22 protein-coding genes and 1 pseudogene are annotated in these 22,536 nt (G+C 66.8%); 11 read left to right on the plus strand and 12 right to left on the minus strand.

The genetic code is table 11. The annotated features are described in order from the left end of the window. Window positions 1-58 precede the first annotated feature (58 nt). Both BMY06_RS26640 and BMY06_RS26645 read right to left on the minus strand, forming a co-directional pair. Window positions 59-1,342 (minus strand): pyridoxal phosphate-dependent aminotransferase, encoded by a 1,284-nt coding sequence (locus BMY06_RS26640; RefSeq protein WP_074986301.1) that lies wholly within the window; start codon window positions 1,340-1,342, stop codon window positions 59-61. 205 nt (window positions 1,343-1,547) lie between these two features. Beyond that, a complete protein-coding gene (locus BMY06_RS26645; RefSeq protein ID WP_065061223.1) occupies window positions 1,548-2,471 on the minus strand; it encodes a LysR family transcriptional regulator in 924 nt (307 codons plus the stop codon). A 439-nt stretch (window positions 2,472-2,910) separates the two neighbouring features. Here BMY06_RS26645 and BMY06_RS26650 point away from each other — a divergent pair. Together BMY06_RS26650 and BMY06_RS26655 are read left to right on the plus strand one after the other, a co-directional pair. Then, window positions 2,911-3,306 (plus strand): annotated as a pseudogene (locus BMY06_RS26650) (transposase); the annotation flags it as partial. A gap of 354 nt (window positions 3,307-3,660) precedes the next feature. Continuing rightward, window positions 3,661-3,960: a hypothetical protein gene (locus BMY06_RS26655; protein WP_065061222.1), complete on the plus strand. Its 300-nt coding sequence runs from the start codon at window positions 3,661-3,663 to the stop codon at window positions 3,958-3,960. Between the two features lie 298 nt (window positions 3,961-4,258). On the opposite strand, the gene BMY06_RS26660 is transcribed toward BMY06_RS26655, so the two are convergent. Further along, complete coding sequence (locus BMY06_RS26660) at window positions 4,259-4,576, minus strand: hypothetical protein (RefSeq protein WP_065061221.1); 318 nt, start codon at window positions 4,574-4,576, stop codon at window positions 4,259-4,261. A gap of 315 nt (window positions 4,577-4,891) precedes the next feature. Here BMY06_RS26660 and BMY06_RS26665 point away from each other — a divergent pair, with 315 nt between their 5' ends. The 3 genes from BMY06_RS26665 (at window position 4,892) to BMY06_RS26675 (ending at window position 6,557) form a co-directional block, all read left to right on the plus strand. Then, complete coding sequence (locus BMY06_RS26665) at window positions 4,892-5,590, plus strand: YdcF family protein (RefSeq protein WP_074986303.1); 699 nt, start codon at window positions 4,892-4,894, stop codon at window positions 5,588-5,590. Window positions 5,591-5,761: 171 nt separating this feature from the next. Continuing rightward, entirely contained in the window at window positions 5,762-5,998 is a 237-nt protein-coding gene (locus tag BMY06_RS26670) for a hypothetical protein (protein WP_065061219.1), read from the plus strand. Window positions 5,999-6,296: 298 nt separating this feature from the next. Continuing rightward, complete coding sequence (locus BMY06_RS26675) at window positions 6,297-6,557, plus strand: DNA-binding protein (RefSeq protein WP_065061250.1); 261 nt, start codon at window positions 6,297-6,299, stop codon at window positions 6,555-6,557. A gap of 110 nt (window positions 6,558-6,667) precedes the next feature. Here the strand turns inward: BMY06_RS26675 and arfB are convergent, their stop codons facing one another. Beyond that, a complete protein-coding gene (arfB, locus tag BMY06_RS26680) occupies window positions 6,668-7,072 on the minus strand; it encodes an alternative ribosome rescue aminoacyl-tRNA hydrolase ArfB (protein WP_065061218.1) in 405 nt (134 codons plus the stop codon). A gap of 200 nt (window positions 7,073-7,272) precedes the next feature. Here arfB and BMY06_RS26685 point away from each other — a divergent pair, with 200 nt between their 5' ends. After that, a complete protein-coding gene (locus BMY06_RS26685) occupies window positions 7,273-7,926 on the plus strand; it encodes a VC0807 family protein (protein ID WP_065061217.1) in 654 nt (217 codons plus the stop codon). Window positions 7,927-8,107: 181 nt separating this feature from the next. Continuing rightward, window positions 8,108-10,561 (plus strand): FUSC family protein, encoded by a 2,454-nt coding sequence (locus BMY06_RS26690; RefSeq protein ID WP_074986304.1) that lies wholly within the window; start codon window positions 8,108-8,110, stop codon window positions 10,559-10,561. Between the two features lie 22 nt (window positions 10,562-10,583). Here the strand turns inward: BMY06_RS26690 and BMY06_RS26695 are convergent, their stop codons facing one another. Beyond that, a complete protein-coding gene (locus tag BMY06_RS26695) occupies window positions 10,584-10,778 on the minus strand; it encodes a hypothetical protein (RefSeq protein ID WP_065061215.1) in 195 nt (64 codons plus the stop codon). 120 nt (window positions 10,779-10,898) lie between these two features. Then, window positions 10,899-11,357: an Lrp/AsnC family transcriptional regulator gene (locus tag BMY06_RS26700; protein WP_167371424.1), complete on the minus strand. Its 459-nt coding sequence runs from the start codon at window positions 11,355-11,357 to the stop codon at window positions 10,899-10,901. Between the two features lie 129 nt (window positions 11,358-11,486). On the opposite strand from BMY06_RS26700, the gene BMY06_RS26705 reads away from it, so the two are divergent. After that, window positions 11,487-12,122: a cysteine dioxygenase family protein gene (locus tag BMY06_RS26705; RefSeq protein ID WP_074986306.1), complete on the plus strand. Its 636-nt coding sequence runs from the start codon at window positions 11,487-11,489 to the stop codon at window positions 12,120-12,122. A gap of 9 nt (window positions 12,123-12,131) precedes the next feature. Here the strand turns inward: BMY06_RS26705 and BMY06_RS26710 are convergent, their stop codons facing one another. The 5 genes from BMY06_RS26710 to BMY06_RS26730 all read right to left on the minus strand — a co-directional run bounded on the left by BMY06_RS26710 (window position 12,132) and on the right by BMY06_RS26730 (window position 17,452). Beyond that, window positions 12,132-14,834, minus strand: a complete 2,703-nt coding sequence (locus BMY06_RS26710) for a mechanosensitive ion channel family protein (protein ID WP_390968736.1) — start codon at window positions 14,832-14,834, stop codon at window positions 12,132-12,134. A 138-nt stretch (window positions 14,835-14,972) separates the two neighbouring features. Continuing rightward, a complete protein-coding gene (locus BMY06_RS26715; RefSeq protein WP_065061212.1) occupies window positions 14,973-15,617 on the minus strand; it encodes an NAD(P)-dependent oxidoreductase in 645 nt (214 codons plus the stop codon). A gap of 130 nt (window positions 15,618-15,747) precedes the next feature. Next, window positions 15,748-16,215, minus strand: coding sequence for an Rrf2 family transcriptional regulator (locus tag BMY06_RS26720; protein WP_074986307.1), 468 nt, complete (start codon window positions 16,213-16,215; stop codon window positions 15,748-15,750). 98 nt (window positions 16,216-16,313) lie between these two features. Then, window positions 16,314-16,910 (minus strand): hypothetical protein, encoded by a 597-nt coding sequence (locus BMY06_RS26725; RefSeq protein ID WP_074986309.1) that lies wholly within the window; start codon window positions 16,908-16,910, stop codon window positions 16,314-16,316. Window positions 16,911-16,912: 2 nt separating this feature from the next. Next, on the minus strand, window positions 16,913-17,452 hold the full coding sequence (locus BMY06_RS26730) for a GNAT family N-acetyltransferase (protein WP_080180547.1): 540 nt from the start codon (window positions 17,450-17,452) through the stop codon (window positions 16,913-16,915). An 86-nt stretch (window positions 17,453-17,538) separates the two neighbouring features. Here BMY06_RS26730 and BMY06_RS26735 point away from each other — a divergent pair, with 86 nt between their 5' ends. Together BMY06_RS26735 and BMY06_RS26740 are read left to right on the plus strand one after the other, a co-directional pair. Continuing rightward, complete coding sequence (locus tag BMY06_RS26735) at window positions 17,539-18,120, plus strand: DJ-1/PfpI family protein (protein ID WP_074986311.1); 582 nt, start codon at window positions 17,539-17,541, stop codon at window positions 18,118-18,120. Between the two features lie 88 nt (window positions 18,121-18,208). Beyond that, complete coding sequence (locus tag BMY06_RS26740) at window positions 18,209-18,535, plus strand: hypothetical protein (RefSeq protein ID WP_074986313.1); 327 nt, start codon at window positions 18,209-18,211, stop codon at window positions 18,533-18,535. A 44-nt stretch (window positions 18,536-18,579) separates the two neighbouring features. Here BMY06_RS26740 and BMY06_RS26745 read toward each other — a convergent pair whose 3' ends face one another. Further along, entirely contained in the window at window positions 18,580-20,334 is a 1,755-nt protein-coding gene (locus tag BMY06_RS26745) for a sensor histidine kinase (RefSeq protein ID WP_080180548.1), read from the minus strand. Window positions 20,335-20,773: 439 nt separating this feature from the next. Here BMY06_RS26745 and BMY06_RS26750 point away from each other — a divergent pair, with 439 nt between their 5' ends. Further along, a complete protein-coding gene (locus BMY06_RS26750; protein WP_065061207.1) occupies window positions 20,774-21,976 on the plus strand; it encodes an ammonium transporter in 1,203 nt (400 codons plus the stop codon). Window positions 21,977-22,536 lie beyond the last annotated feature (560 nt).

Raw genomic sequence — 22,536 nt, forward strand, 5'->3', positions numbered from 1 at the left:
TTTAACCCGTTTGCGTCAATAGCGTATCGAGCGATGCGACACGCATGACCGTGCAATTTCAGCGTGCGCCCTGCTGATCGGCACCGCGCTCCAGATACCGCGCGAGCCGTTCGACGCCCGCGTCGAGCCGCGCCGGATCGCAGGCGTAGCACCAGCGCACGAAACCTTCGCCTTGCGGCCCGAACGCGCTGCCGGGTGCGAGCCCGAGACCCGCCTCGCGCACCAGCGACTTGCACAGATCGAGACTGCGCTCGGCGCCCGCGAGCCGGAAAAACAGGTACATCGCGCCATGCGGCACCTTCACGTCGACGCCGGGCAGCCGCGCGAGCGCCGCCGCGAGATGGTCGCGCGACGCACGCAGATCGGCGACCAGCGCGCGCGTCGAGGCCTCGCCCTGCTCGACGGCGACGATGCCCGCCTGCTGCACGAACGACGGCGCGCACGAGGTGTTGTACTCGACCAGCTTGCCCAGATCGTCCATCAAGGTGCGCGGGGCGACCATCCAGCCGAGCCGCCAGCCGGTCATCAGCCACGCCTTCGAGAACGAATTCACGCAGATCAGGCGTTCGTCGCGCGAGGCCAGATCGAGAAACGACGGCGCGGCGAGTTCGCCCGCCTCGCCGTAGTAGAGCCGCTCGTAGACTTCATCGGCGACGATCCAGATGCCGTGGCGGCGGCAATGCGCCAGCACGGCCTGCTGCTCGTCGCGCGTCATCACCCAGCCGGTGGGGTTGTTCGGCGAGTTGATCATCAGCATCCTGGTGCCGGGCGTCAGTGCCGCGAGCAGCGCGTCGAGGTCGAGCGTCCAGCCGCGCTCGCCGTAGCCGAGCGAGACCGTCTCGACCGAGGCGCCCAGAATCTTCGGAATCTCAACGAGATTCGGCCACAGCGGCGTGACCGCCACGACGCGGTCGCCCGCGCCCACCACCAGTTGCGCCGCGAGCATCAGCGCGTTCACGCCGGCGCTCGTCACCGCGATGTTGTCGGCGGACGTCGGGCCGTGCAGCGCGCTCACGTAGCGCGCCAGCGCTTCGCGCAGCGGCGCGATGCCGAGGTTGTGCGTGTAGAAGGTGTCGCCGCGCGTGAGCGCCTGCGCGGCGGCCTCGCGGATGAACGACGGCGTCGTGCGGTCCGACTCGCCGAACCAGAACGGCAGCACGTCCGCGACGCCGAAACCCGCGTTGGCCACTTCGCGGATCTGCGAGGAGCGCAGCGCGCGCACGGCGTCGCGCGCGAGGCTCGATCCGGCGGGCGCGGCGGGTGCAGCGGGTGCGTTGTGCGGGGAGTCAGGCGAAACCGAAGCGGACGAAACCGAAGCAGACGACGGGGACGAAGCGGACATCGAGCCTTCCTTGGCGGGTTGAAAGCGGACCACGTGCGAGCAGCCGGACGAGAACCGGATGCGGGCCGAATGCGAACCGGATGCGGGCCGGACGCGGCAGCGGGTAAAGCTCGACAGTGTAGCGCGCGATTTTTTTGAACGACGCCCCGCCCCGCCGCCACCTGCGCCGTTATCCGCGAATCTATGCCCGTCTCTATCCCCGCCGCTATCCCGCCCCGCGCGACGCCTCCGGGCGGGCATCGAGTTCGCGGATCAGCGTCCAGACCGCCTCGGCGGCCGGCGACAGCGAACGCTCGCGCCGCCGCACGAGTTCGACGGTGCGCTCGGCGCGCGGCACGAGCGGGCGCGCCACCAGCGACGATCCCGACGGCACCGGCAGCGCGAGCCACGGCAGCACGCTCACGCCCACGCCGGCCTCTACGAGGCCGAACACCGTCGCCGGATGGCCGAGTTCCTGCACGACGCGCGCGTGCACGCCCTGCTCGCGCATCACCGCGTCGATCAGCGGCCGGCTGCCGGACGCATGATCGAGCATCACGAGCCGCTCGCCGTCGAGCGCCTGCCAGCTCACCGCGTCGCGCTGTGCGAGCGCATGATCGTCGCGCACCACGACGCAGAACGAGTCGGTCGTCAGCAGCTCGGTTTCCAGATCGTCGGCGACCGGCTGGGCGCCGAGCGGCCCGATGATCACGCCGAAATCCACCTCGCCCGAGCGCACCTTGCGCACCACGTCGCTCTGCACGTCGTCGCGCAGGCCCAGCGTCACATACGGAAACCGCCGCCCGCACGCCGCCACCACCTCGGGCATCAGGCGGCACGCGACCGTCGGGCTCGCCGCCACCACCACGCGGCCGCGCCGCTGCTCGCCAATTTCGCGGATCTCGCGCAGCGCGTCGTCGAGGTCGCCGATCAGACGCGGAATGCTCGCGATCAGATTCGCGCCGACATCGGTGAGCTGCACCTCGCGCGTCGTGCGATCGACGAGCTTCACGCCCATCTCCGCTTCCAGCTCACGCACGCAGCGGCTCACCGCCGACTGCGTCAGGCCGATTTCGTCCCCCGCGCGGCTGAAGCTGTGCAGGCGCGCGACTTCGATAAACACCCGCAACTGCCGCAACGTCACATTCATCTACCTGCCTCATTAATTGTTCGTATTCATGCAATTTTATGACAGCTTTGGCGAGGCGCGCCGATCGTTACCGTCGCGTGAATCTCACAGCCCATTATTCGACGCAGTGCAGCAATCGGCCTGGATCGCACGCCTGGAGGGCCTGTTTGCACAAGATTGGTGATTCTCCCGATTTCCCGACGATGCGTTTTCGAGTCTCATACGCCCCTGGCAAGCACCCGCGCGGGCTTGATGCCACGCGGCTTCGAGACGAAAGCGTGCGAGCTGGCACGCTTCTCGCATTAAGGCAGACACAGGATCGGCGGACGGTCCGTCGCTTTTCGAGATTAGCCCGTCCACAACCGATTCCGCCTGGTACTCCGCCAACCGGCCGGAAGTACATGAAGAGTGCGCAGCGCGGGGCAGCGCACCGGAGATAGCTTCGCTGAGGTGAAACATGATGCTGTTCGACGATTTGAGAGACAACGAGTGGGCGCTGGTCGAGGCATTGTTCTGTGCAGAACCGGCACGTAGCGAACGACGCGGACGGCCTCGCGTCGAGGCGCGTGCAGTGGTCAACGCAGTGCTGTGGGTGCTGTCGACCGGTGAAGGCTGGTCCAAGCTGCCGGGCCGCTACCCCTCGCCGCCTACCTGCCGCCGCCGTTTCGACGAGTGGCAAGCCGACGGCACGCTCGCCGAGATCGTGAAGCGCCTCGGCACGAGCGGTCGCGAAATTTCGCTGCGCGGACGCATTGGCGCCACCGCCACGAAGCCGCCGGCACCGCCGAGCCGCGATCGTCTGCGCGGCGCGTTCTGGACCAACCCGGAGTCGTGGCGCGCGCCCGTCAAGATGGCTTGAGCGCGCGCTGAGCCGCCCGCCTGCCGGAACCTGACCGGCACGACCTCCCGCTTTCTGCCGCCGGACGCCTCGCGCGTCCGGCGATTCATCCGCAACGGCGCCTGCCGCGGACTCCCTTCCTGAAACGCGACGTCGCGACTGCATCGAACCTGTTCGCTGCGGTGGATCGCGCTCGTCCCTCGCCTGCTTCGACGATCAACGCGCTCTCACGCACCCTCACGCGCCTTGCACGCCCGAAATCGGTGCGCGCGAAACATCTCTTTACCAATATTTACAGCGCGCTTTCGCCTCTGACGTTAGCGTAGGAGCATGTCTACAAACGTCAACAGCCCGTTCTGACGGGAGGCTGCCATGAAATCCATGATTCTGCGCAATCGGGGCGTCATGGTTTCGCTGTCCGCCCTTGCTCTGCTCGCGCCGCTGGTATCGACGACGCTCTCGTTGACCGCCACGGCCCAGCCACCGCGTCCCGGCGAAGCCAGTTGGGGGATCTCGCGCACCGGCGCACACGCCTGGCCGCCGGAAGCCGGCGGCGTGCCCGAACGCGTCAACGAACCTGTTCCGCGCGGCGACCTGCGCGGCGATATTGCCGACAACGCCCGCCGCAGCGGTCCGTCGCGTCCGGCGCAGGGCGGCGATTCGCGTCGCTGACGAGTACCGCTGAGCGCGTCGCTGAGCGGCATGCGAGCCCGACCGGAAGCGCGCAACAGCATTTCGCGCACCCGGCGCGCAAAGCTCGCGCGAAACAGGGAACCTCTTGTGCCCAAAACCGGTCTACTTCCATGCCATTAAGCACAGCGTGGCAGCAGTAATTCCGGTAAGCCCGTATCTTTCGATGCGGGCTTTTTTTTGGCTGGGTAAAAACGGGAACGCGGATGACGGCGACTGGCCTGTGCCGCAGTCGCGCCCGAGCGGGCAGGCAGCGTTGCCCGAAGGCGTGCGCCCGTGGCTAGGAACGCACTTCGGCCGCGGACGATTGCGGCGCGCTTTCGTCGACGTAATCGGCCATGCGCTGATCGGTCCAGTGGAGCGTGCGCTCGTCGCGGGCGAGGCGCGCGAATTCGGCGCGACCGCGGTCGGTCAGCACGGCGATATCGACGGGAGCGTGAAAACCGGGCGCCGGCGCGACGGTGCGCTGCCTGACGGTATCCATGAGACCGAGGTTGCGCAGATATTGAAAGACTTCAGGACGGCGCGCCCACGGGACCTGCCGATACTGCACCCGCCGCAGCGCTTCGAGTACTGCTTCGTTGGAATACGTGGTCATCTCACTTCTTTCTTAAAATGCAGTCCTGCGGCAATCCCGCCTGCTGCGGCGCGAAACAGGCGCGCTGCGAGGCGTGGAGCCGCGCGCGCCGCCGTGCCTTGCGCCGTGGCACGGACTGCAGGTTATTCGGGGCCCCGCGGAAAGCCTCAGCCGTACTTGCGGCCCGAAGCCCGCCGGCCCTCGCTTCCGGCGTGCCTGACGCGGCTGCCGCTGTCGCGGCGCACGCGCGCAATGCACGCTTCATCCCGAAAACAATACGTTACCTCATTCAAATTGATACTAATCGGATTATTTTTCCTGGTCATTGCGCTATTCGTGCTGTGGCGCAACGGACGCCGACTTGTCGCAGGCGTCGCGATTGTCCTGTTCGGACTCCTCGCGACCGGCTGGCTTGCGCTACCGCTCGTCGACCTGGCGCAGCCCTCGTCCTATCGTACTCCCTACGATCCGGCCGCGACGCCGCTTGAGGCATTCGGCGCGCGCACCGCGATCGTCATGCTCGGCGGCGGCACCGAAACCGGCGACGACGGCACGCTCGTGCCCAAGCACGACGTCTACGCGCGCATCGCGCTCGCCGCCTCGCTCGACGCGCGTTGCCGGGTCGCCGGACGCGTCTGCCGTGTGATCGTGAGCGGCGGCAATCCGCAACATCACGCCGCCAGCGAAGCCGACACCTACGCGCCCCTGCTGCTGCGCGCCGGCGTGCCGCCCGCCGACCTCGTGCTGGAAAACCGCAGCCTGACGACCTGGGAGAACGCCCGCAACGTCGCGCCGATCGTGCACGCCGAGCGCGCAGATACGCTCTTCCTTGTAACCTCCGCTTATCACATGCCGCGCGCGATGCTCGATTTCCACCGCTTCGAGATGGAGCCTGCGCCGGCCGTCTCCAGCGTGCGTCATGTGCGCGCGGGCATCCAGCCGCGCCTGACGAATCTTCAGGACGCGGAAGTCGCGCTGCACGAATTGATTGGGATTGCGCAGTTTTATGTCTATCGGATGATCGGCTGGTTCTAGCGCGTGGCCGCGTCGCGAAGGCCATGCGGCGGCAAGTGCAACATTGTGTAACAGATGCGCGCACGCTTTATGCGATGTCATCTGAAGCGACAACTTCGTCGTTAGAATGACATGCCAATCCTGCTCGGCAGGCTCCGGCTGGGTCCATAAACCACTCCTTTGGAGGTCGTGATGAAAAAAGTGTCCCTCGCAGTCCTGGTTTCGCTGTCCGCGCTGACGGGCGCCGCCTACGCACAAACGGAGAACGGCATCACGATGAGCACGGACCCCGCCCGGGCCTCGGACGTCGAGCAACGCGCGCAAGATCTGCAGTCGCGCCAGCAGGCCGCGGCCCAGTCGGAGTCCGAAGCGCCGATGAAGCACCACAAGAAGGGTGCGCATCCGCATCACAAGAAGCCGGCGCAGTAATGCGCAAGGCGGCCCGCGCCAGCGCATAGTCAGGCGCCGGATTGGCGGAAGCCCTTGCGGGCAGATCGCCCGGCTGCGCATGGGTGCTCTGCGCGACACGCTGCCGGGCGATTACCAGAATGCGCGGTGCGCGGGCCGCCAGCCAGACATATCGAGCCGAAGCCGGTCATCCGGCCTCGGCTTTTTTCATGGGACGAACGCCAATCGGCCTGCAAACCGGCCCGCGCGCGGGTTATGCTAAAGTCGCGCACCTCGAATTCACCCACTGTTAGTGCGCCCCACGCGCGGAGAAAAAACGATGAGCAACATCCAGCTCGACATCGAATGGACCGAAGCGGCATCCCGCAAGATCGAAAAGCTGATGCCGCGCGGCAAAGGCACCGAAGCGTTCCTCGCGCTGCCCCCGATCGAATGCATGCCGATGGAAGGCGACGTGCTGTTCCTCGGCCCGGAAGGCAAGCAGCAGCCGTTTATCGTTGCCGAACGTCAGTATCACCATGAAGGCGACGCCGACTGGACCATCGTCCTGATCCTCGACGTGCCCAGCACGGCACACTGATCGCCGGTCCGGCTGGTCCAGACGCTCGACGGGCGGCCCTTTGCGGCCGCCCGTTTCGTTTTCAGGCTCTACGTTTTCGCCCTGTGAGCGCTGACGCCTAAGAGCGCGCCTCACTCCTGCACGCGCCGCCGCCCTTCCTTGACGTCGCCTCGACGCGACTTGCCGTCGAGGCGACGCTGCTTCGAGGCGCGCGTGGGCCGCGTCGCCACCCGTGCCTTGCGCGTGACGCTCACACTGTCGATGAGCGCTTCGAGCCGCTCGAGCGCGGCTGCGCGGTTCTGCTCCTGGGTGCGGAATTCCTGAGATTTGATGACGACCACGCCCTCGTGCGTGACGCGCCGATCCGAGATCGCGAGCAGGCGCATCTTGAGCACGTCGGGCAGCGACGAGGCGCGGATGTCGAAACGCAGGTGAATCGCGCTCGACACCTTGTTCACGTTCTGGCCGCCCGCGCCCTGCGCCCGGACGGCGGTGAGTTCGATTTCGTGGAGCGGGACAGGCGGACGCGGAAACATGGCAAGTCGGTCAAGGATCAGCCCGCCAGTTTCGCATACGCGGGCGCACGCGATGCGATCCCGCGCAACCCCGAGCCCTGCACTGCCCGCGTCAGGCACACGATATGCGGCCCGCCAAACCGATGTCGGTGCGGCACGCGTTGCCGATCACCGGACATTTGCCGCATACTTTCCGCAACCCTCCAAGGAGCACGCACCTCATGAAGCTGCGTCCAGCATTCGTCGCCGAACTGGCGGTCAATCTGCTGCTGCCCTGGGTCGCTTACCGGCTCGCCCAACCGTACTGGGGCGAAATCGGCGGCCTGATAGCCTCAGCCATTCCCCCGCTCGCCTGGAGCGCCGTCGAACTCGTCCGCTTCCGGCGTATCGACGCACTCTCGGCCGTCATCCTGCTCGGCATCGTCCTCTCGCTCGCGGCCATGGCCTTCGGCGGCGGCACGCGTGCGCTGCTGATGCGCGAAAGCCTTGCCTCGGGCGCGATCGGCGTGGCCTTCCTCGGTTCGCTGTTCGCACGGCGCCCGCTGGTGTTCTATCTGACGCGCGCCACGGTCGCGCGCGAAACGCGCGAAGGCGTCGCGCGGCTCGAACTGCTGTGGAGCGAAAACCGCAGCTTCGGTGCCGCAATGCGTCTGCTCACGCTCGTGTGGGGCGCGGGCCTGTGCGCCGACGCGGCGCTGCGCACGTACCTCGCGGCGACCTGGCCAATCGAGCGCTTCCTGGTGGTCTCGCCGATCCTCGGCTACGTGGTGTTCGGCCTGCTGCTCGCGTGGACCTTCTGGTATCGCACGCGCATGCGCCGTATCCGCGGCACGCATGGACTGCTCGGCGATGCGTCGAGTCTGAGCGTCGATTAGTCTGCGTCCGCGTCTGCGCCGCTCGTCGGCCACGCCTCGTTCGACGCGCCCGCCCGTCGAGGCGCGCGTCTGCGTCGCGGGAAAGCCCGCATACAGAGACGGGCAGATCGCGCCCGAAATCCGATAAACTCAGCGCCACAGTCCGCGGCGCACAGCCGCATTCGAACACCACCGGCAGTCGATGCGCTACTCCGTAGAAATCAGGAAATTCCTCTATAGCCAGTACTTCTACGGCGGTCTGCGCATCGCGGTCGGCATTTCGCTGCCGGCCATCCTGTGCCTGTTCGTTCTCGACAAGAGCGACCTCGGCTTCACGATTTCGACCGGCGCGCTCGGCGCCTGCGTGGTCGACATGCCCGGCCCGCTCAAGTACAAGCGCAACGAGATGCTCGCGTGCAGCGTGATCGGTTTTCTGTCCGCGTACGCTACGGGGCTCGCCACCTTCAGCCCGATCGCGCTCTGGGCCACGGTCGTGCCGCTCACCTTCGTGCTCTCGCTGATCGTGGTCTACGGCAATCGCTGGCCGCAGATCAGCTTCGCCACGCTGTTCATGATGGTGATGACGCTCGAGGAGCACTTCACGCCGCATCAGGCGCTCATCAACGCGCTGTGGATTCTGCTGGGCGGCCTCTGGTACACGGGCTGGTCCACGCTCGTCAGCAGGCTCATGCTCGATCGCATCGAGCAGCAGGCGCTCGCCGAAAGCGTGTTCGCCTGCGCCGACTATCTGCTCGCGCGCGCGCAGTTCTACGACCTCGACAACGATCTCGACGAGTGCTATCGCAATCTCGTCGCCAAGCAGATCGCGGCGGTCGAGCGCCAGGACGCGGCGCGCGACATCGTCCTGCGCAACCTGCCCAAGCTACGCAGCGGAAGGATCGACGCGCGCCGGGCGATGCACTTCAACCTCTTCATCAACACGGTCGATCTGCACGAGCTGTTCGTGGGCGCGCACACCGATTACCCGCTCGTGCGCAACACCTTCGGCGGCTCCGATCTGCTGGTGTTCTATCGCGACTTGATCCGCAAGGCCGCCGCCGATCTCGAAGACATCGGCCTCGCGGTGCTGCAGAACGAAGCGCCGCGCGCGAACGTCAACGTGAAGGCCGAACTGCGCGCGATCGAATACGAACTCGAACTGCTCAAGAAGCGCGATCTGCCCGCGAAAGATCCCGAAGCATACGCGGCGATCTCGGCCTCGTTCCGCCGCATCTGGAGCGCCACGCGCCTGATCGACCGCATGCGCCGCAGCCTCGCGAGCGAAGTGCCGACCACCGAAACCGAAGTGCGGATCGACGAGGCGCTCACGCGTTTCGTGACGAACCGGCGCGTCTCGTGGCTGCAGATCTTCTCGAATCTGACGATGGCGTCGCCGAGCTTTCGCCATGCGCTGCGCGTGACGATCGCCGTGGCCGTGGGCTTCTGGCTCGGCCGCCTGCTGCCGCTCACGAACGCGTACTGGATCGTGATGACGAGCATCATCATTCTGAAACCCGGCTACTCGCTCACGCGCCAGCGCAACGCGCAGCGTATCGTCGGCACGCTGATCGGCTGCGTGGCCAGCATCGCGCTGATCCTGCTCGTGAAGCAGCCGCTCGTGCTGCTCGTTTCGATGTTCGCGGCGATGGTGATGAGCTACAGCCTGCTGCTGTTCAACTACACGGCGAGCGTGGTCTTCACCTCGGCTTATGTGCTGCTGATGTTCCATCTGCTCGCGCCGGGCAGTATGCGCATCATCGGCGAACGCGCCATCGACACGGTGGTGGGCTGCATGATCGCAATCGGCGCGAGCCATCTGTTCCCGTACTGGGAATATCGCCTGATGGGCAAGCTCGTGCACGACATGATCGCGGCAACGCGCGGCTATCTCGAAGCCAGCTGGTGGCGCAGCGCGCGCAAGACTGCGCCACAGCCGGCCTTCGCGGGCGGCATGCTGACGGAGGCGTCGGCGCGCGTGGCGTCGGTCGCGACGGGCGGCAATGCGGCGGGCGCGGGCAACGCGCAAGCCTCCGAAGCGCTCGTGCTGGACGCCGACGACGCGTCCACCGCCAGCCAGCCTGTGGCCGCAGTGGGCGCGAAGGCCGCCGCGCAAAGCACCCAGACGTCGACAGCCGCGGCCGCCGTACCCGCCCTCGCGCGCGACTTCCGTTACCGGCTCGCGCGCAAGAACGTGCACGTGGCGTTTGCGAATCTCGGCCAGGCGTTTCAGCGCATGATGCTCGAACCGAAGTCGGCGCAGAAGTTCGTGCCCGAACTCAACGACCTGCTGGTGCGCAGCCACGAACTGGCCTCGCAGATCACGGCCACCGCCCCGCTGTTGCGCAGCACCGCGAATCTCGAAGCGGATGCGGCAGAAAACGTGAAGCTCGACGCGCTGGAACGCACGTTCGACTGCGTGCGCGAGAATCTCGTGGCTGCGGAGACGGGCACGGCCGTCCCCGAGGATCAGCTCGATATTTCAAAGCGCATGACGCGCGAACTCGACACCATGGTGGTCGACGCGGAGCGCGCGCTCGGCCCGGCCGCCGAACTCGTGCAGGATCTGAAGCTGCTCGCGCATCAAGGCAAGCAAATGCTCGCGGCGTCATGGCTGATCCGGCGCGACGCGAGCCTGATCCATCTGCCGGAAGCGTAAAACGGTTTTACTGCGCGTGGCGTTACTGCGTGGCGCTGCCCGCCTGCGAGGCGGTCGCGCTGGTGGCCGCATGGCTCGCCTGCGCGCCGACGGTCTCGTCGTATTCGCGCTTGCTGCGCAGCGCATTGAACAGCACGGTGCCGATCACGAACAGCACCACCACGACGATCAGGACACCTACGCCCAACGTGGGGTTCTTCTTGCGCGGCTCGTTCATGTAGCGTGCCCTGCCCGATGAGGTAAGGAAGAAGGAAGGGGCATTCTACGCCGCCGCGCCTTGCAGACGGCTTGCGACGCGGATGACGACCGGCACGACACGCGCAATGCTCGAACGCGTTCAGGTTCCGCGCACCGGCAACGCCGTCGAATACTTGATCTGCTCCATCGCGAAACTCGAACTCACGTCGAACAGCGGCACGGCGCGAATCAACTGCTTGTAGATGCGATCGAAATCGTCGATATCGGACACCACCACGCGCAGCAGGTAATCGGTCTCGCCGCTCATCCGGTACACCTCGACGATCTCGGGAAAATCCTGCACCGCGCGCGTGAAGTCCTGCGCCCACGCCTCGGTGTGCTGGTTGGTGCGCACGGCGACGAACACCGTCGTGCCAACGCCCAGCTTCTTCGGATCGCACAGCGCCACTTGCGCGCGGATCACGCCGGTTTCCTTGAGGCGCTGCACGCGTTTCCAGCACGGCGTCTGCGAGAGATTGACGCGCTGCGCCAGTTCGGCGACCGGCATGGTGGCATCCTGTTGCAGCAGCTCCACCAGCTTTTTGTCGATGATATCCATTCCCACCTACCCCGTCGTATAGAAATTTCTTCTATCTTACGCCGCAATGGGGAAAAAGAACGGAAACTCTTTCTCGACGCCAATCGGTATAACTCTGTTGACGAGAACCACGCGACACGAGGCCCGCCGATGAATGCTCCCTTCAACCCCGCGCTGCTGGACGCCGCCCACGCCGATCACGCCGATCACGCCGCGGCCGTCGCGCGCCTGTGCCGCGCGCTGGACGATGCGTTCGACGCCAGCGCCCATGCCCTCGATGCCGACGAGGCGATCCACAGCGATCCCTCGCGCTGCGCGGCATTCGCGCAAGGCGTGCGCTTCGCGCTCGCCCAGGCGCTGGCCGACGCCGCGCTCGTCGCACCCGCGCAGCGCCTGCCCGCCGCAGGCACCGACACCGACACCTATCGCCGCCACCTGATCGCCGCCGATCCGCGCGGCCGTTATACGGTCGCCGCGCTGGTCTGGCAGCTGGGTCATGCGAGCCCGGTACACGCGCATCACACGTGGTGCGGCTACGCCGTGCTCGACGGCACGCTCACCGAAACGCTCTACGACTGGAACGAGTCGCGCGGCGTCGCCGAAATCCGGCGCGCGCAGCAACGGACAACCGGCGCAATCACGTTCGGCGGCCCCGGACGCAAGAACGTGCATCGACTCGCCAACGACAGCGCTGCGCAGACGGTTTCGCTGCATGTGTACGGGGTTGCGGCCGCGCGGATCGCGACGCACGTCAACGACGTGTTGTCGTTCGCGCTCGCGGTCTGACTGGCCGTTTCAGTTGCGTCCGGCGGTGGGAATCTGCGGCGGCGCGCCTTCGGGGCTGCCGGTCGGCGGCGGCGCGGGACGCGGTTCGTGCGAGGCGTCGCGCGTCACGCCGCGCGTGGCGATATCGCTGGCTGCCCCGGCTTGTTTCGATTCCGCCTCGGCGCGAGCGTGCGCCTCGTCCGGCATCTGCGGCGCGCCGTGCTCCGCGGCCGTATCGAGGCCTTCTTCGCCCGGATCGCCGGCATCGCGCGCATCCTCGCCGCGCGGCGACATATGCACCTGCATCTGCGGCACCGGCATCTCGATGCCCGCTTCGTCCATATGCCGCTTCAACCGCGCGTTGAACGCGCGCGCCACGCTCCACTGCTGCAACGGCCGCGTCTTGATCTGCCCTTTCACGACCATCCAGTTCGGATCGAAACGATCGAGGCCCCACACTTCCACCGGCCCGAGAATCTCGCGCCGATAGCGGAAATCCGCGACCAGCTCCGCGCCGGTTTCGCGGATCATGCGCGTGACCGTATCGAGGTCGACGGAAAACGGCACGCGCACCTCGAACACCGCGAACGCAAAATCGCGCGACAGATTCTTGACGATCTTGATCTGCGAAAACGGGATCGCGTGAATCGCGCCCTGCCCGTCGCGCAGCCGCACGGTGCGAATCGACAGATGCTCGACGGTGCCCGCATGGCCGTTGTCGAGATCGATCCAGTCGCCCACCGAAATCGTCTCTTCGATGATGATGAACAGCCCCGTGATCAGGTCGGTCACGAGCGATTGCGCGCCGAAGCCGATCGCCAGACCGATCACGCCCGCACCGGCCAGCAGCGGCGTCACGTTGATGCCGAGATTCGCCGCCGTAACGATGCCCGCGATCGTGAGTATCGTCACGAGCAGCGCGTTGCGCACCAGCGGCAGCATGGTGCGCGCACGCGTGCTGGGCGCGCGGCCCTTGGTGCGCGGGCCGCTCGGATTGAGCGCTTCGAGAATCGCCGTATCGAGCACGATCCAGACGAGCCACGCGAGAAACACGGTGAAGATAATCGCGAAGATCGCGTGGGCGATGCCGCGCGCGGCCACGTTCGCCTCGATGATCGCCGCGAGCGACACGTCCCAGAGGCGCGCGCACGACTCGAAATACGCGAGCCAGACGAACAGCACCAGCAGTGTGCCCGCGAAACGCAGCAGCCGGCGCAGATACGGCGAACGTCGCCGCACGCGCGTGAGGTCGGGCCGCGTGATGCGGAACACGACCGCCGAGAGGAAGAACGCGAGCACCAGCAGCAGCGCGGTGACGACGGAGATTTGCAGCACGTTTTCGTGACTGCTGATGCCGCCGAGCGTCGCCACGATCGAGGCCGCCGCGAGCAACAGCATCGGCAGTTGCCAGAGCGAGGCTAGCACGTCGAAGACTTCGGTCAGCGCCTTGTGGTCCTGACGCAGCTGATAACTGCGGTTGCGGATCAGATGCGCGACGGGTCGCCGGAAGCCGATCGCGAACACCGCCGTGAGCACGGCCGCCGTCATGTTCGCGCAGGTGGAGACGAGCGCGGCGAGATTGACGCCCAGTTCGCTCGCGACTTCGTAATTGGTGGCCGCGTCGCCGAGCGCGGCGAGCACGCCGATCGCCCAGAGCAGTCGGCGCGCCTCGTGGATCAGCACGTTGACGGCCACGCGCCGATGCCCCGCGCCGAACAACGAGAACATGATCAGACAGATCGACGAGAACACCGCGCCCGCGACGATCGCATAGGCGATCACCACGCCGATCGTGCGCCCGAGCGCCTGCGGCAGCGCACGCTCGACGATCAGCGCGCCGATGAACGCGACGATCCACGGCGCGACGCGATGCAGCACGAACACCAGCAGATCGATGGTGCTCGGATTGGGCCGCAGGCCCACCCGCACGGAAAAGCGGCGCAGCATGCGGCGTTCGAGCCAGCGCAGCGTCGCGGCGCACACGCCCCAGCCGAGCAGCATCGCCGCCATGTCGAAGAGAATGCGGCCGAGCGTCTCGCCCTCGCCGCCCGAGGCGATCGTGTACAGCTCGATGCCGGCGGCGTTGAAGCGGCCCGCCCAGTAATGCAGCGGGCTGGGGCCGCGGCGCGCGTCGGCTTCCACCGAGGCGAGGCCGGAGGCGATCGCGCCGAGCAGCCCGGACGCGTTCGCCGCCGCACCCGAAGCGGGCGCAGGCGCGACGTTCTCGGACGCCGAACGCAGTTTCTTGAGCTGCGAGAGGAGCGCGTTGCGCTGCTTGTCGCTGTCGAGCGTGCTGATGACGCTGTCGAGCGAACGCGTGAACTCCGCCTGGCTCGCGGGCGACGGCGCCGACGCGGCGTCGGCGGCGGACGCGCCCGACGCAGTCGCGGGCGCGCCGGTAATGAGGCTTTGCAGCGCGGGGAGCACCGGCACGGCGGCCGGTGCGGCCGGCGCAGCGGGTGCAGCCGCTGCCGCTCCGGCGGCGAATGCGGGCGCGCACAGGCCGAGGCCGCCTGCCAGCAGGATGCCGATGAAAAAGCGCACGATGCGGACGATGCGCTCGATGCGGACGCAGCCCATCCACGGGCCGCGCAGATCGCGACGTGCGCCGACCGGTGCGAGTAAATGCGCGAGCGGGAAAGCCCAAAACAGAGCCAGCACGGAACCCGACGCGGACGGCCGCACGCGTTGCGGCGTCCCGCCCGCGTCGTCCCGTCCGAAGCATGGATTCATGGCGAAGGGGCGAAATCAGGACGCTCCAGTGTAGCCGCAGACGCCGCAGCCCCGCCTCACGCGTGCGTAACAGAATGCAAGCGCGCCGCCGCGCAACGCGGCGCGTCTTTCAGCGGCGCGGTTTCGCGCCGCGCCGCATCAATACGCGACCGTCGCGATCTGGCGCACGAAGTGCGCGTGCTCCAGTTCGTTCACGAAAGCGATGGCGTAATCCTCGGCGGAAATGCGGCTGTCACCCTTCGCGTCGGCGATCAGCGTGTTCGTGCCCGTGCGGAACGCGCCGGTACGCTCGCCCGGGGCGATCAGCGCGGCGGGCGCGAAGAAGGTCCAGTCGAGATCCGTCACCGTGCGGTAAAAAGCGAGTGCCTCGCGGTGCGCGAGCGCGATCGGCTTGTAGGCGTCCGGGAAGCCGTCCGTATCCACCAGTTGCTTGCCGGGCGCGACTTCGAGCGAGCCCGCGCCGCCCACCACCACGAGGCGCGTCAAGCCCGCGGCGCGCGTGCCGTCGACCAGCGCGCGGCTCGCGACCTGCAGATCGCCAAGTTGGCCCGACGGCGGCGCATAGGCGCTCGCCACCACGTCATGACCGCGCACCGCCGCCGCCACGCTCGCGGCATCGAGCAGATCGGCCTTCGCGGCCTGTACGTTCGGGCCGGCGATGACGCGCTCAGGCTGGCGCACCAGCGCACTGACCTGATGGCCACGGCGTGCCGCTTCGGCGGCGATGCGCGAACCCACCATGCCAGTGGCGCCAAAAAGCGCGATTTTCAGGGATTGGCTCATGTTCGACTCCTGTCTGAAGTTAAGGCATTTATGTAACTAATTTAGTTACAGTTTTGGGGCTAAAAAACGGGGCTAAGCCCCGTCGGGTGAAATCCTGTCGCGTGCTGCGCGGCCCCGCTTTCCCGCCCGATCACGCCCGGCGCGGCACCTTCGGCGCACGCGTGCGTTCGAGCTTGCGCTCGTTGCGCTGCATGTCCTCGACCACGTCGGTGAGCGTGCGCGCCGCCAGCGAGGCTTCCATCGCGCGCTGCGCATCGTCGATCACGCCGCGCAGCGACTGCTGGATATGCCGCCCCACCATGCAGGCCGGATTTGGCTCCTCGCGGTGCATCGCGAAAAGCTGCGCGTCGTCAACCGCGTGATAGATCTCGAGCAGCGTGATCGTACGCGGCTCGCGCGCCAGCAACGCCCCGCCGCCCGCGCCGAGCTGCGACGTGGTGAGCCCGGCGTTGGCCAGCATCGTCAGCAAACGGCGGATCAGCGCGGGATTCGTGTTCACGCTGCCCGCGATCATCTCCGAGGACAAGGGCTCGCCTTCCTGCAACGCCAGCAGCGCGAGCACGTGAACGGCGAACGCAAAACGGCTACTCGTATTCACAGCGAACCGGCCGCAGCGCGTGCGGCAAGATAAAGTGTAACCATAATAATTACATTAATTCCGTTCGTCAAACGACGCGATGCGCCTGCTGCTCCGCGTCACTGGCTGGCGCCCGTCGACGAGCCCGCCGCCGCGCCGCTCGCGGCCCAGCGTTGCAGCGAATGGCCGGCGATCGAGAGACCCGTGCCGGTGGCCGCCGCCGCGTCGCCGAGCATCGCGTGCGCGGCGCTCGCCGCTTCGCGCCACTGGCCGCGCGCCTGAGACGCGAGTTCGGCGCTGGAGTCGCTGGCATTCTGGGCGATGGAGGCGCTCGCGTCGCTGGCGCGGTCGGCCTGCGACTGTATGTGCGAGTCGATGGTCGCCTGGGTCTGCGACGCCGCGTGATCGAGCTGACGCTGCGCGGAATCGAGTTGCTGATTCACGAAACTCGCCGCATGGCCGAGCGCCTGCGCGGCTTGCGCCTGCGCCTGGCTCGCCGCGGCCTGCACGGCTTGCTGCGCGGCGTCGGCGGACTTGTTGGCAAGATCGGACGCCGTCTGATCGTGTTTTTCGCAGCCCGCCAACAGCGCGCAGACGAGCGCCGGCGCGAGGGCCATGCGTGCCACGCGCGCAAGGGACGCAAGCGAGGCGTCGGCGTGCTGCGACAGGTCCTTCGCTACGTGCTTCGATACCCGCTTCGATACCTTCAAATACATGGTCATCCTGAAAAAGACACCGCACGCAGCGGCTTGCAAAGATGAAAACGCGGCAATGATACGCTGCCACGCCGCACCCGTTCTTCTGCAACGAGAGAAAAACCCGCGCGCTCGAACACGGGCCGCGCGAGCGCGCTGGCGTCGGTGTCGAGCGTGCTCGCCTCGGCCTCGCGCGCCAATGCCTCCAGCCGCGCGATCAGCGCCGACGCCAGCCCGCGCCGCGTCCATCCGGGCGCGACGTAGAGCATCTCCACATGGTCGACCGGAAAGAGCTGCGCGAACGCCACCGGCGCGCCCGCGTAATCGGCGATCAGCGTCACGCCGCGCGCCAGGCGCGCGTCGAACTCCGACAGATTGTCGGCGCTTGTCGACCAGGCGGCACGCTGCGGTGCGTCATAGTGCGACGCCGCCAGTTCATTGACGGCGGCGCGGAACACCGCGGCGAGCGACGCCGCGTCGCGGCCCGGCTCGTAGGTGCGCCAGCCGATGTCGGCGAAGGTGGGCGTGCCCGGCGCGCCGGGCTGTGCGAAATCGTCAAACATGCTGGAGTAGACTGCGGGAGACCCGTTTATGTTCCACGCTTGGCGTTTCACGTGCGCAAACCGCAACCCCACCGAGGAGGCAAGCCATGGCAGTCAAGAAGATCCTGTTTCTCACCGGCGATTTCGCCGAGGACTATGAAACGATGGTGCCGTTCCAGGCGCTGCTCGCGATCGGCCATCAGGTCGATGCCGTGTGTCCCGGCAAGAAGGCCGGCGAGCGCATCAAGACGGCGATCCACGACTTCGAGGGCGACCAGACCTACACCGAAAAGCCAGGCCATCAGTTCGCGCTGAATGCGAGCTTCGACGAAATCGATCCCCAGCACTACGACGCGCTCGCCATCGCCGGCGGACGCGCGCCCGAGTATCTGCGGCTGAATCCGAAAGTCATTGAAATCGTGCAGTACTTCGCGGGCGCGAACAAGCCGATCGCGGCCATCTGCCATGCGGCGCAGTTGCTGGCCGCCGCCGAGGTGATCCGCGGCAAGCGCATTTCGGCCTATCCGGCCTGCGCGCCCGAAGTGCGGCTCGCGGGCGGCGAATATGCCGATATCGCCATCGATTCCGCCGTGACCGACGCGCCCTTCGTGACCGCCCCGGCCTGGCCCGCGCATCCGGAATGGCTGCGCCAGTTCCTCGTGCTGCTGGGCACGCGCATCGAGCCCTGACTTATCTCGTTCGCCTGTTTAGGACCGGTCTGATGGTTTTTGTGCCAGGCACTCCCGACAATCCAGGATGGATTGCGGGAGTGCATCGATGGACCTGACAGACTGGATTGTGTTGCTCGTGACCGCCTTGATGGCGATCGCTTTCTTTTGCCGCCGCGCGCACCGTCGCGGCACGGCCGCCGAACGCGCCCGCCATCTGCGCGGCACGCGCATGTTGATCCAGGCCGCCATCGCGCTCTGGGGCGCGCTGCTCATGCTCGAACGCGCTTTCGTCTCTCCCGCCGGCATGCCGTTCGGCACATCGCTGAGCACGCACGCCGTGCTGGGCGTCGTCGTCGTGCTGGCCGTGGCGGGCTGTCTCTGGTCGATACGCGGTCACCAACTGCTCAAGACCCGGCGGATTTTCGCGTGCTGATTGCATGACGTGCATCAACGCGTTACCGTTCTTCCCACCTCACGTCACACACCCGCCGCATCCGGCGGTCCGCCTGCCACGGCCAGCTTGCCCGTCGCCTTGAGCGCGCCCGGGCGCGCCGGCGGCTGCCCTTCGGCGCTCTCGTCGCCGCCGCGCAATTCCCGTTCATGCGCGGCCAGCAGCGCCGCCGCGTCGCCGGGCGCGGGCGGCACGACCGCCAGCGCATCGGGCAACGACAGATAGAACGTCGTGCCCTCGCCTTCCACCGACTCCACCCACACGCGCCCGCCGTGCCGCTCGACCATGCGGCGCACCAGCGCGAGCCCGATGCCCTCGCCCGGCGCAACGTTGCCGTGCATGCGCTGGAACGCCTGAAACAGCCTCGGCAGCGCCACTTCGGGAATGCCGAGACCGTTGTCGCGGACGTAGAAGATGTGCAGCGATTCGACGCCTGGCGGCGCATCGGCCGCGCCGATCTCCACGCGCCCTTCGCGCGCCGGATCGAGATAATTGAGCGCATTGCCGATCAGGTTCGCGAACACCTGCTCCAGCGCGGTCGGATCGCCCCAAACGGCGGGCAGCATGCGCACGCTCACCTGGGCGTTACGCGCGCGCACCGACGCGTGCATGGCGTCGACCACGCGCTGCACCAGCTCCTGCACGTTCACGCGCTGACGCCGGTACTCCACGCGCCCCACGCGCGCGAGTCGCAGCAGCGCGTCGATGATGTGCGAGGCGCGCAGCACGGCTGTCTGCAAATAGCGCAGCGCCTCGCCAATATCCTCGTTGATGATGCGCTCGACGCGTTCGCGCGCTTCGGCCGTCAGCGACGAATGCGCGACGCGGTCGCGCAGATCGTCGCAGGCGTGATGCAGCTCGCGCGAAAAGCCTTGCAGGTTGACCAGCGGCGCACGCAGATCGTGCGACACGCTATGGATGAACATCTCGTTTTCCTGCGTCTGCTGGCGCAGGTTTTCGTTAATGCGCGCCAGTTGCTCGGCGCGCCGCGCGAGATCGGCCTGGAAACCCACGCGCAGGCGTTCGGCTTCGACGAGCCGCTGGCTGATCTGATGCAGCGTCAGGTCGAGCTGGGCGATCTCGTCGTCGCCGCTCGTAAGCGGCGCGAGCGGCTCGTTGCCCGCGAGGCGCCCGGCATTGTCGGAGAGCGCGTCGAGCCGTCCGCGCACGCCGCGCGTGAACAGCCACACCGAGATCCCCACCAGCAGGATCGAGCCGATCACCGCCGTCACCACCAGCGACTCCTGCTGGGCGCGCGCCTGCTCGGCCGCCGTCACGCGCATCACGTCGAGACGGCGCTCCTCGGTCTGGAACGCGGAGACCTGGGTGCGCACGCGGTCGAGCACGTCGTAGTCGGTGAAGGTGCGAAAGCGCTCGACGAGATCGGCGCGACGGCCCGAATGCAGCAGATCCTGGATCCGGTCCGACCATTGCCGGTAGCTCTGCACGGTCTGGCGGATCTGCACCGCGCGCTCGACCTGGGGAGGATTGTCGGCGACCAGCTCGGCGAGCCGGTCGATACGGCGGTCGACGTCCATCCACAACGAGACCGGCGTGCTGAAGCTCACGTCGTTGGTTGCGACCGCGCCGCGCAGCCGCACCGACTCGACCAGCACCGGCTCCAGCACGCGGGACGCCTGCGCCAGCACGGCCTGACTATGCTGGCCCCAGCGCTCGGCGCCTTCCGCGTCCGCCTCGGCCTTCACGATGGCCGACAGCAGCGTCAGCTCGAAAACGGCGGGAATCGCGATCAGCAACAGCCCTTTGGTGGTGAGGCGCATTGTGTGGCGGCCTGGAGCGTGTGAACGGCTACGGTTCTTGATCCGCTCATTATGTCGGCGTTTGCGCCCCCAGTGCGGCGGAAATGCGCTGCGGCCGCCATTTTCCGGTTCGCTCCCGCCATCGCGGCGAACATTTCTAAATGCCGACAAATCGTTGATTCAGAAAGCGAAAACAAATAAATAGCCCTAAACTGGCGCGCACGCTCACCAACTTCGCGCGCGAGCACTGCTTTTGTGCCACCGGATCGTGCATGCGCCATGCGGCGGGCCCATCGCGCCCCGTTCTGACGCTCATCCAGCGCGGCGAGCGGGGCCGCGCCGGTGCATGCGCGCACCGCTTCAATGCCTCGCGCGAGCGTGCTTTCACCAGTTTGGCGCGAAGCTGGCCCACATCTTGCTCATAACGCGCTCCTATTTTGGGCAAACGCAGGACGCAAGGATGGACACTCTCAAGACCGGTACCGACACGCTCTTTCTGCTGCTGGGCGCCGCCATGGTGCTCGCGATGCACGCAGGATTCGCGTTCCTCGAACTCGGCACGGTGCGCAAGAAGAATCAGGTCAACGCGCTCGTGAAGATCCTCGTCGACTTCTCGGTCTCGACGATCGCGTACTTCTTCATCGGCTACACGATCGCCTACGGTGTGCAGTTTTTCTCGCCGGCCGATCTGCTCGCCGAGCACAACGGCTATCAGCTGGTGCGCTTCTTCTTCCTGCTGACCTTCGCGGCGGCGATTCCGGCCATCGTGTCGGGTGGCATCGCGGAGCGCTCGAAGTTCAATCCGCAACTATTCGCCACATTCGTGATCGTCGGCTTCATCTATCCGTTCTTCGAAGGGATGGTGTGGAACAACCGGCTGCACTACCAGGACGCGATCACGCACGTGTTCGGCGTGCCGTTCCACGACTTCGCGGGCTCGGTCGTCGTGCACGCGTTCGGCGGCTGGGTCGCGCTGCCCGCCGTGATCCTGCTGGGCGCGCGCCATGGCCGCTACTCGCGCGACGGCCGCATCGCCGCGCATCCGCCCTCGAACATTCCGTTCCTTGCGCTGGGCGCGTGGGTGCTGGCCGTGGGCTGGTTCGGCTTCAACGTGATGAGCGCGCAGACCATCGACAAGATCAGCGGCCTCGTCGCCGTGAACTCGCTGATGGCGATGGTGGGCGGCACGCTCTCCGCGTGGCTCGCGGGCCGCAACGACCCGGGCTTCACCTATAACGGGCCGCTCGCCGGTCTCGTGGCGGTGTGCGCGGGCTCGGACATCATGCACCCGCTGGGCGCGCTCGCGACAGGCGCGGTGGCGGGCGTGCTGTTCGTCTATATGTTCACGTGCGTGCAGAACCGCTGGCGCATCGACGACGTGCTCGGCGTGTGGCCGCTGCACGGCCTGTGCGGCGCGTGGGGCGGGATCGCCGCGGGCATTTTCGGCGCGCGCTGGGCGGGCGGCATCGGCGGCGTGTCGCTGGGCGCGCAGATCGTCGGCACGCTGAGCGGAATCGTGATGGCCTCGCTCGGCGGCTTCGTCGTGTACGGCGCGCTGCGTGCGGTCGTGGGCCTGCGCATCGATCAGGAGGACGAGTACAACGGCGCGGACCTGTCGATCCACAAGATCACCGCGACGCCGGAGCGCGAGTCGGTGTCCTGATCGCGCACGATGTCACGCCGATGGCGTCGACAAAAGTGAAAAGGCCGGCGCAATGCCGGCCTTTTTTATTGCGCGAAACGCCGCACGCAAGCGTTTGAAAAACGGTTGCAGCGTGCTCGCGCGTAATCGCCCGTAACCGTTGAGCGCGCATCCATCGCGCGCTGCCCACACTGTGCGTCAACGCGAAACATGCGCACAGCGTTCCTGTTTTTCCGGCAGACTGATGCCGGACGTGCGCTAGCGCACAGCAAAAAAAAAGCGTCACGTGTGAACGTGACGCTTTGAAAAGTTCTAGCCATTCCGAGGGCCGTGCTAGAACCTGAGAGCCGGTATTCGACAAGAACTGCGCAAGTACTGCGCAATTACCGCGCGCGACAAAAACAGCGAACGAGGACTGCGCTTGTCTGATCTTCATTCATCGCACATTGCACGCCGCAGCGACGCTCGCGCGGCGCGGACAATGGAGACGTTTATCAAGCCCGTTAATACGGTGCGCGGAGGTTTGTGCCCAGCCGCGAATTTATGCGAATTGCATAACCCGAGCGACATAAAAACCCCGC

The organism is Paraburkholderia tropica, assembly GCF_900109265.1.
Taxonomy (GTDB): domain Bacteria; phylum Pseudomonadota; class Gammaproteobacteria; order Burkholderiales; family Burkholderiaceae; genus Paraburkholderia; species Paraburkholderia tropica.

What these genes read in the sequence shown, in the direction of transcription:
- BMY06_RS26640 (WP_074986301.1), bottom strand. Translation starts at nt 1,342, where the DNA reads ATGTCCGCTTCGTCCCCGTCGTCTGCTTCGGTTTCGTCCGCTTCGGTT.
- BMY06_RS26645 (WP_065061223.1), bottom strand. Translation starts at nt 2,471, where the DNA reads ATGAATGTGACGTTGCGGCAGTTGCGGGTGTTTATCGAAGTCGCGCGC.
- BMY06_RS26655 (WP_065061222.1), top strand. Translation starts at nt 3,661, where the DNA reads ATGAAATCCATGATTCTGCGCAATCGGGGCGTCATGGTTTCGCTGTCC.
- BMY06_RS26660 (WP_065061221.1), bottom strand. Translation starts at nt 4,576, where the DNA reads ATGACCACGTATTCCAACGAAGCAGTACTCGAAGCGCTGCGGCGGGTG.
- BMY06_RS26670 (WP_065061219.1), top strand. Translation starts at nt 5,762, where the DNA reads ATGAAAAAAGTGTCCCTCGCAGTCCTGGTTTCGCTGTCCGCGCTGACG.
- BMY06_RS26675 (WP_065061250.1), top strand. Translation starts at nt 6,297, where the DNA reads ATGAGCAACATCCAGCTCGACATCGAATGGACCGAAGCGGCATCCCGC.
- arfB (WP_065061218.1), bottom strand. Translation starts at nt 7,072, where the DNA reads ATGTTTCCGCGTCCGCCTGTCCCGCTCCACGAAATCGAACTCACCGCC.
- BMY06_RS26685 (WP_065061217.1), top strand. Translation starts at nt 7,273, where the DNA reads ATGAAGCTGCGTCCAGCATTCGTCGCCGAACTGGCGGTCAATCTGCTG.
- BMY06_RS26690 (WP_074986304.1), top strand. Translation starts at nt 8,108, where the DNA reads ATGCGCTACTCCGTAGAAATCAGGAAATTCCTCTATAGCCAGTACTTC.
- BMY06_RS26695 (WP_065061215.1), bottom strand. Translation starts at nt 10,778, where the DNA reads ATGAACGAGCCGCGCAAGAAGAACCCCACGTTGGGCGTAGGTGTCCTG.
- BMY06_RS26700 (WP_167371424.1), bottom strand. Translation starts at nt 11,357, where the DNA reads ATGGATATCATCGACAAAAAGCTGGTGGAGCTGCTGCAACAGGATGCC.
- BMY06_RS26705 (WP_074986306.1), top strand. Translation starts at nt 11,487, where the DNA reads ATGAATGCTCCCTTCAACCCCGCGCTGCTGGACGCCGCCCACGCCGAT.
- BMY06_RS26710 (WP_390968736.1), bottom strand. Translation starts at nt 14,834, where the DNA reads ATGAATCCATGCTTCGGACGGGACGACGCGGGCGGGACGCCGCAACGC.
- BMY06_RS26715 (WP_065061212.1), bottom strand. Translation starts at nt 15,617, where the DNA reads ATGAGCCAATCCCTGAAAATCGCGCTTTTTGGCGCCACTGGCATGGTG.
- BMY06_RS26725 (WP_074986309.1), bottom strand. Translation starts at nt 16,910, where the DNA reads ATGTATTTGAAGGTATCGAAGCGGGTATCGAAGCACGTAGCGAAGGAC.
- BMY06_RS26730 (WP_080180547.1), bottom strand. Translation starts at nt 17,452, where the DNA reads ATGTTTGACGATTTCGCACAGCCCGGCGCGCCGGGCACGCCCACCTTC.
- BMY06_RS26735 (WP_074986311.1), top strand. Translation starts at nt 17,539, where the DNA reads ATGGCAGTCAAGAAGATCCTGTTTCTCACCGGCGATTTCGCCGAGGAC.
- BMY06_RS26740 (WP_074986313.1), top strand. Translation starts at nt 18,209, where the DNA reads ATGGACCTGACAGACTGGATTGTGTTGCTCGTGACCGCCTTGATGGCG.
- BMY06_RS26745 (WP_080180548.1), bottom strand. Translation starts at nt 20,334, where the DNA reads ATGCGCCTCACCACCAAAGGGCTGTTGCTGATCGCGATTCCCGCCGTT.
- BMY06_RS26750 (WP_065061207.1), top strand. Translation starts at nt 20,774, where the DNA reads ATGGACACTCTCAAGACCGGTACCGACACGCTCTTTCTGCTGCTGGGC.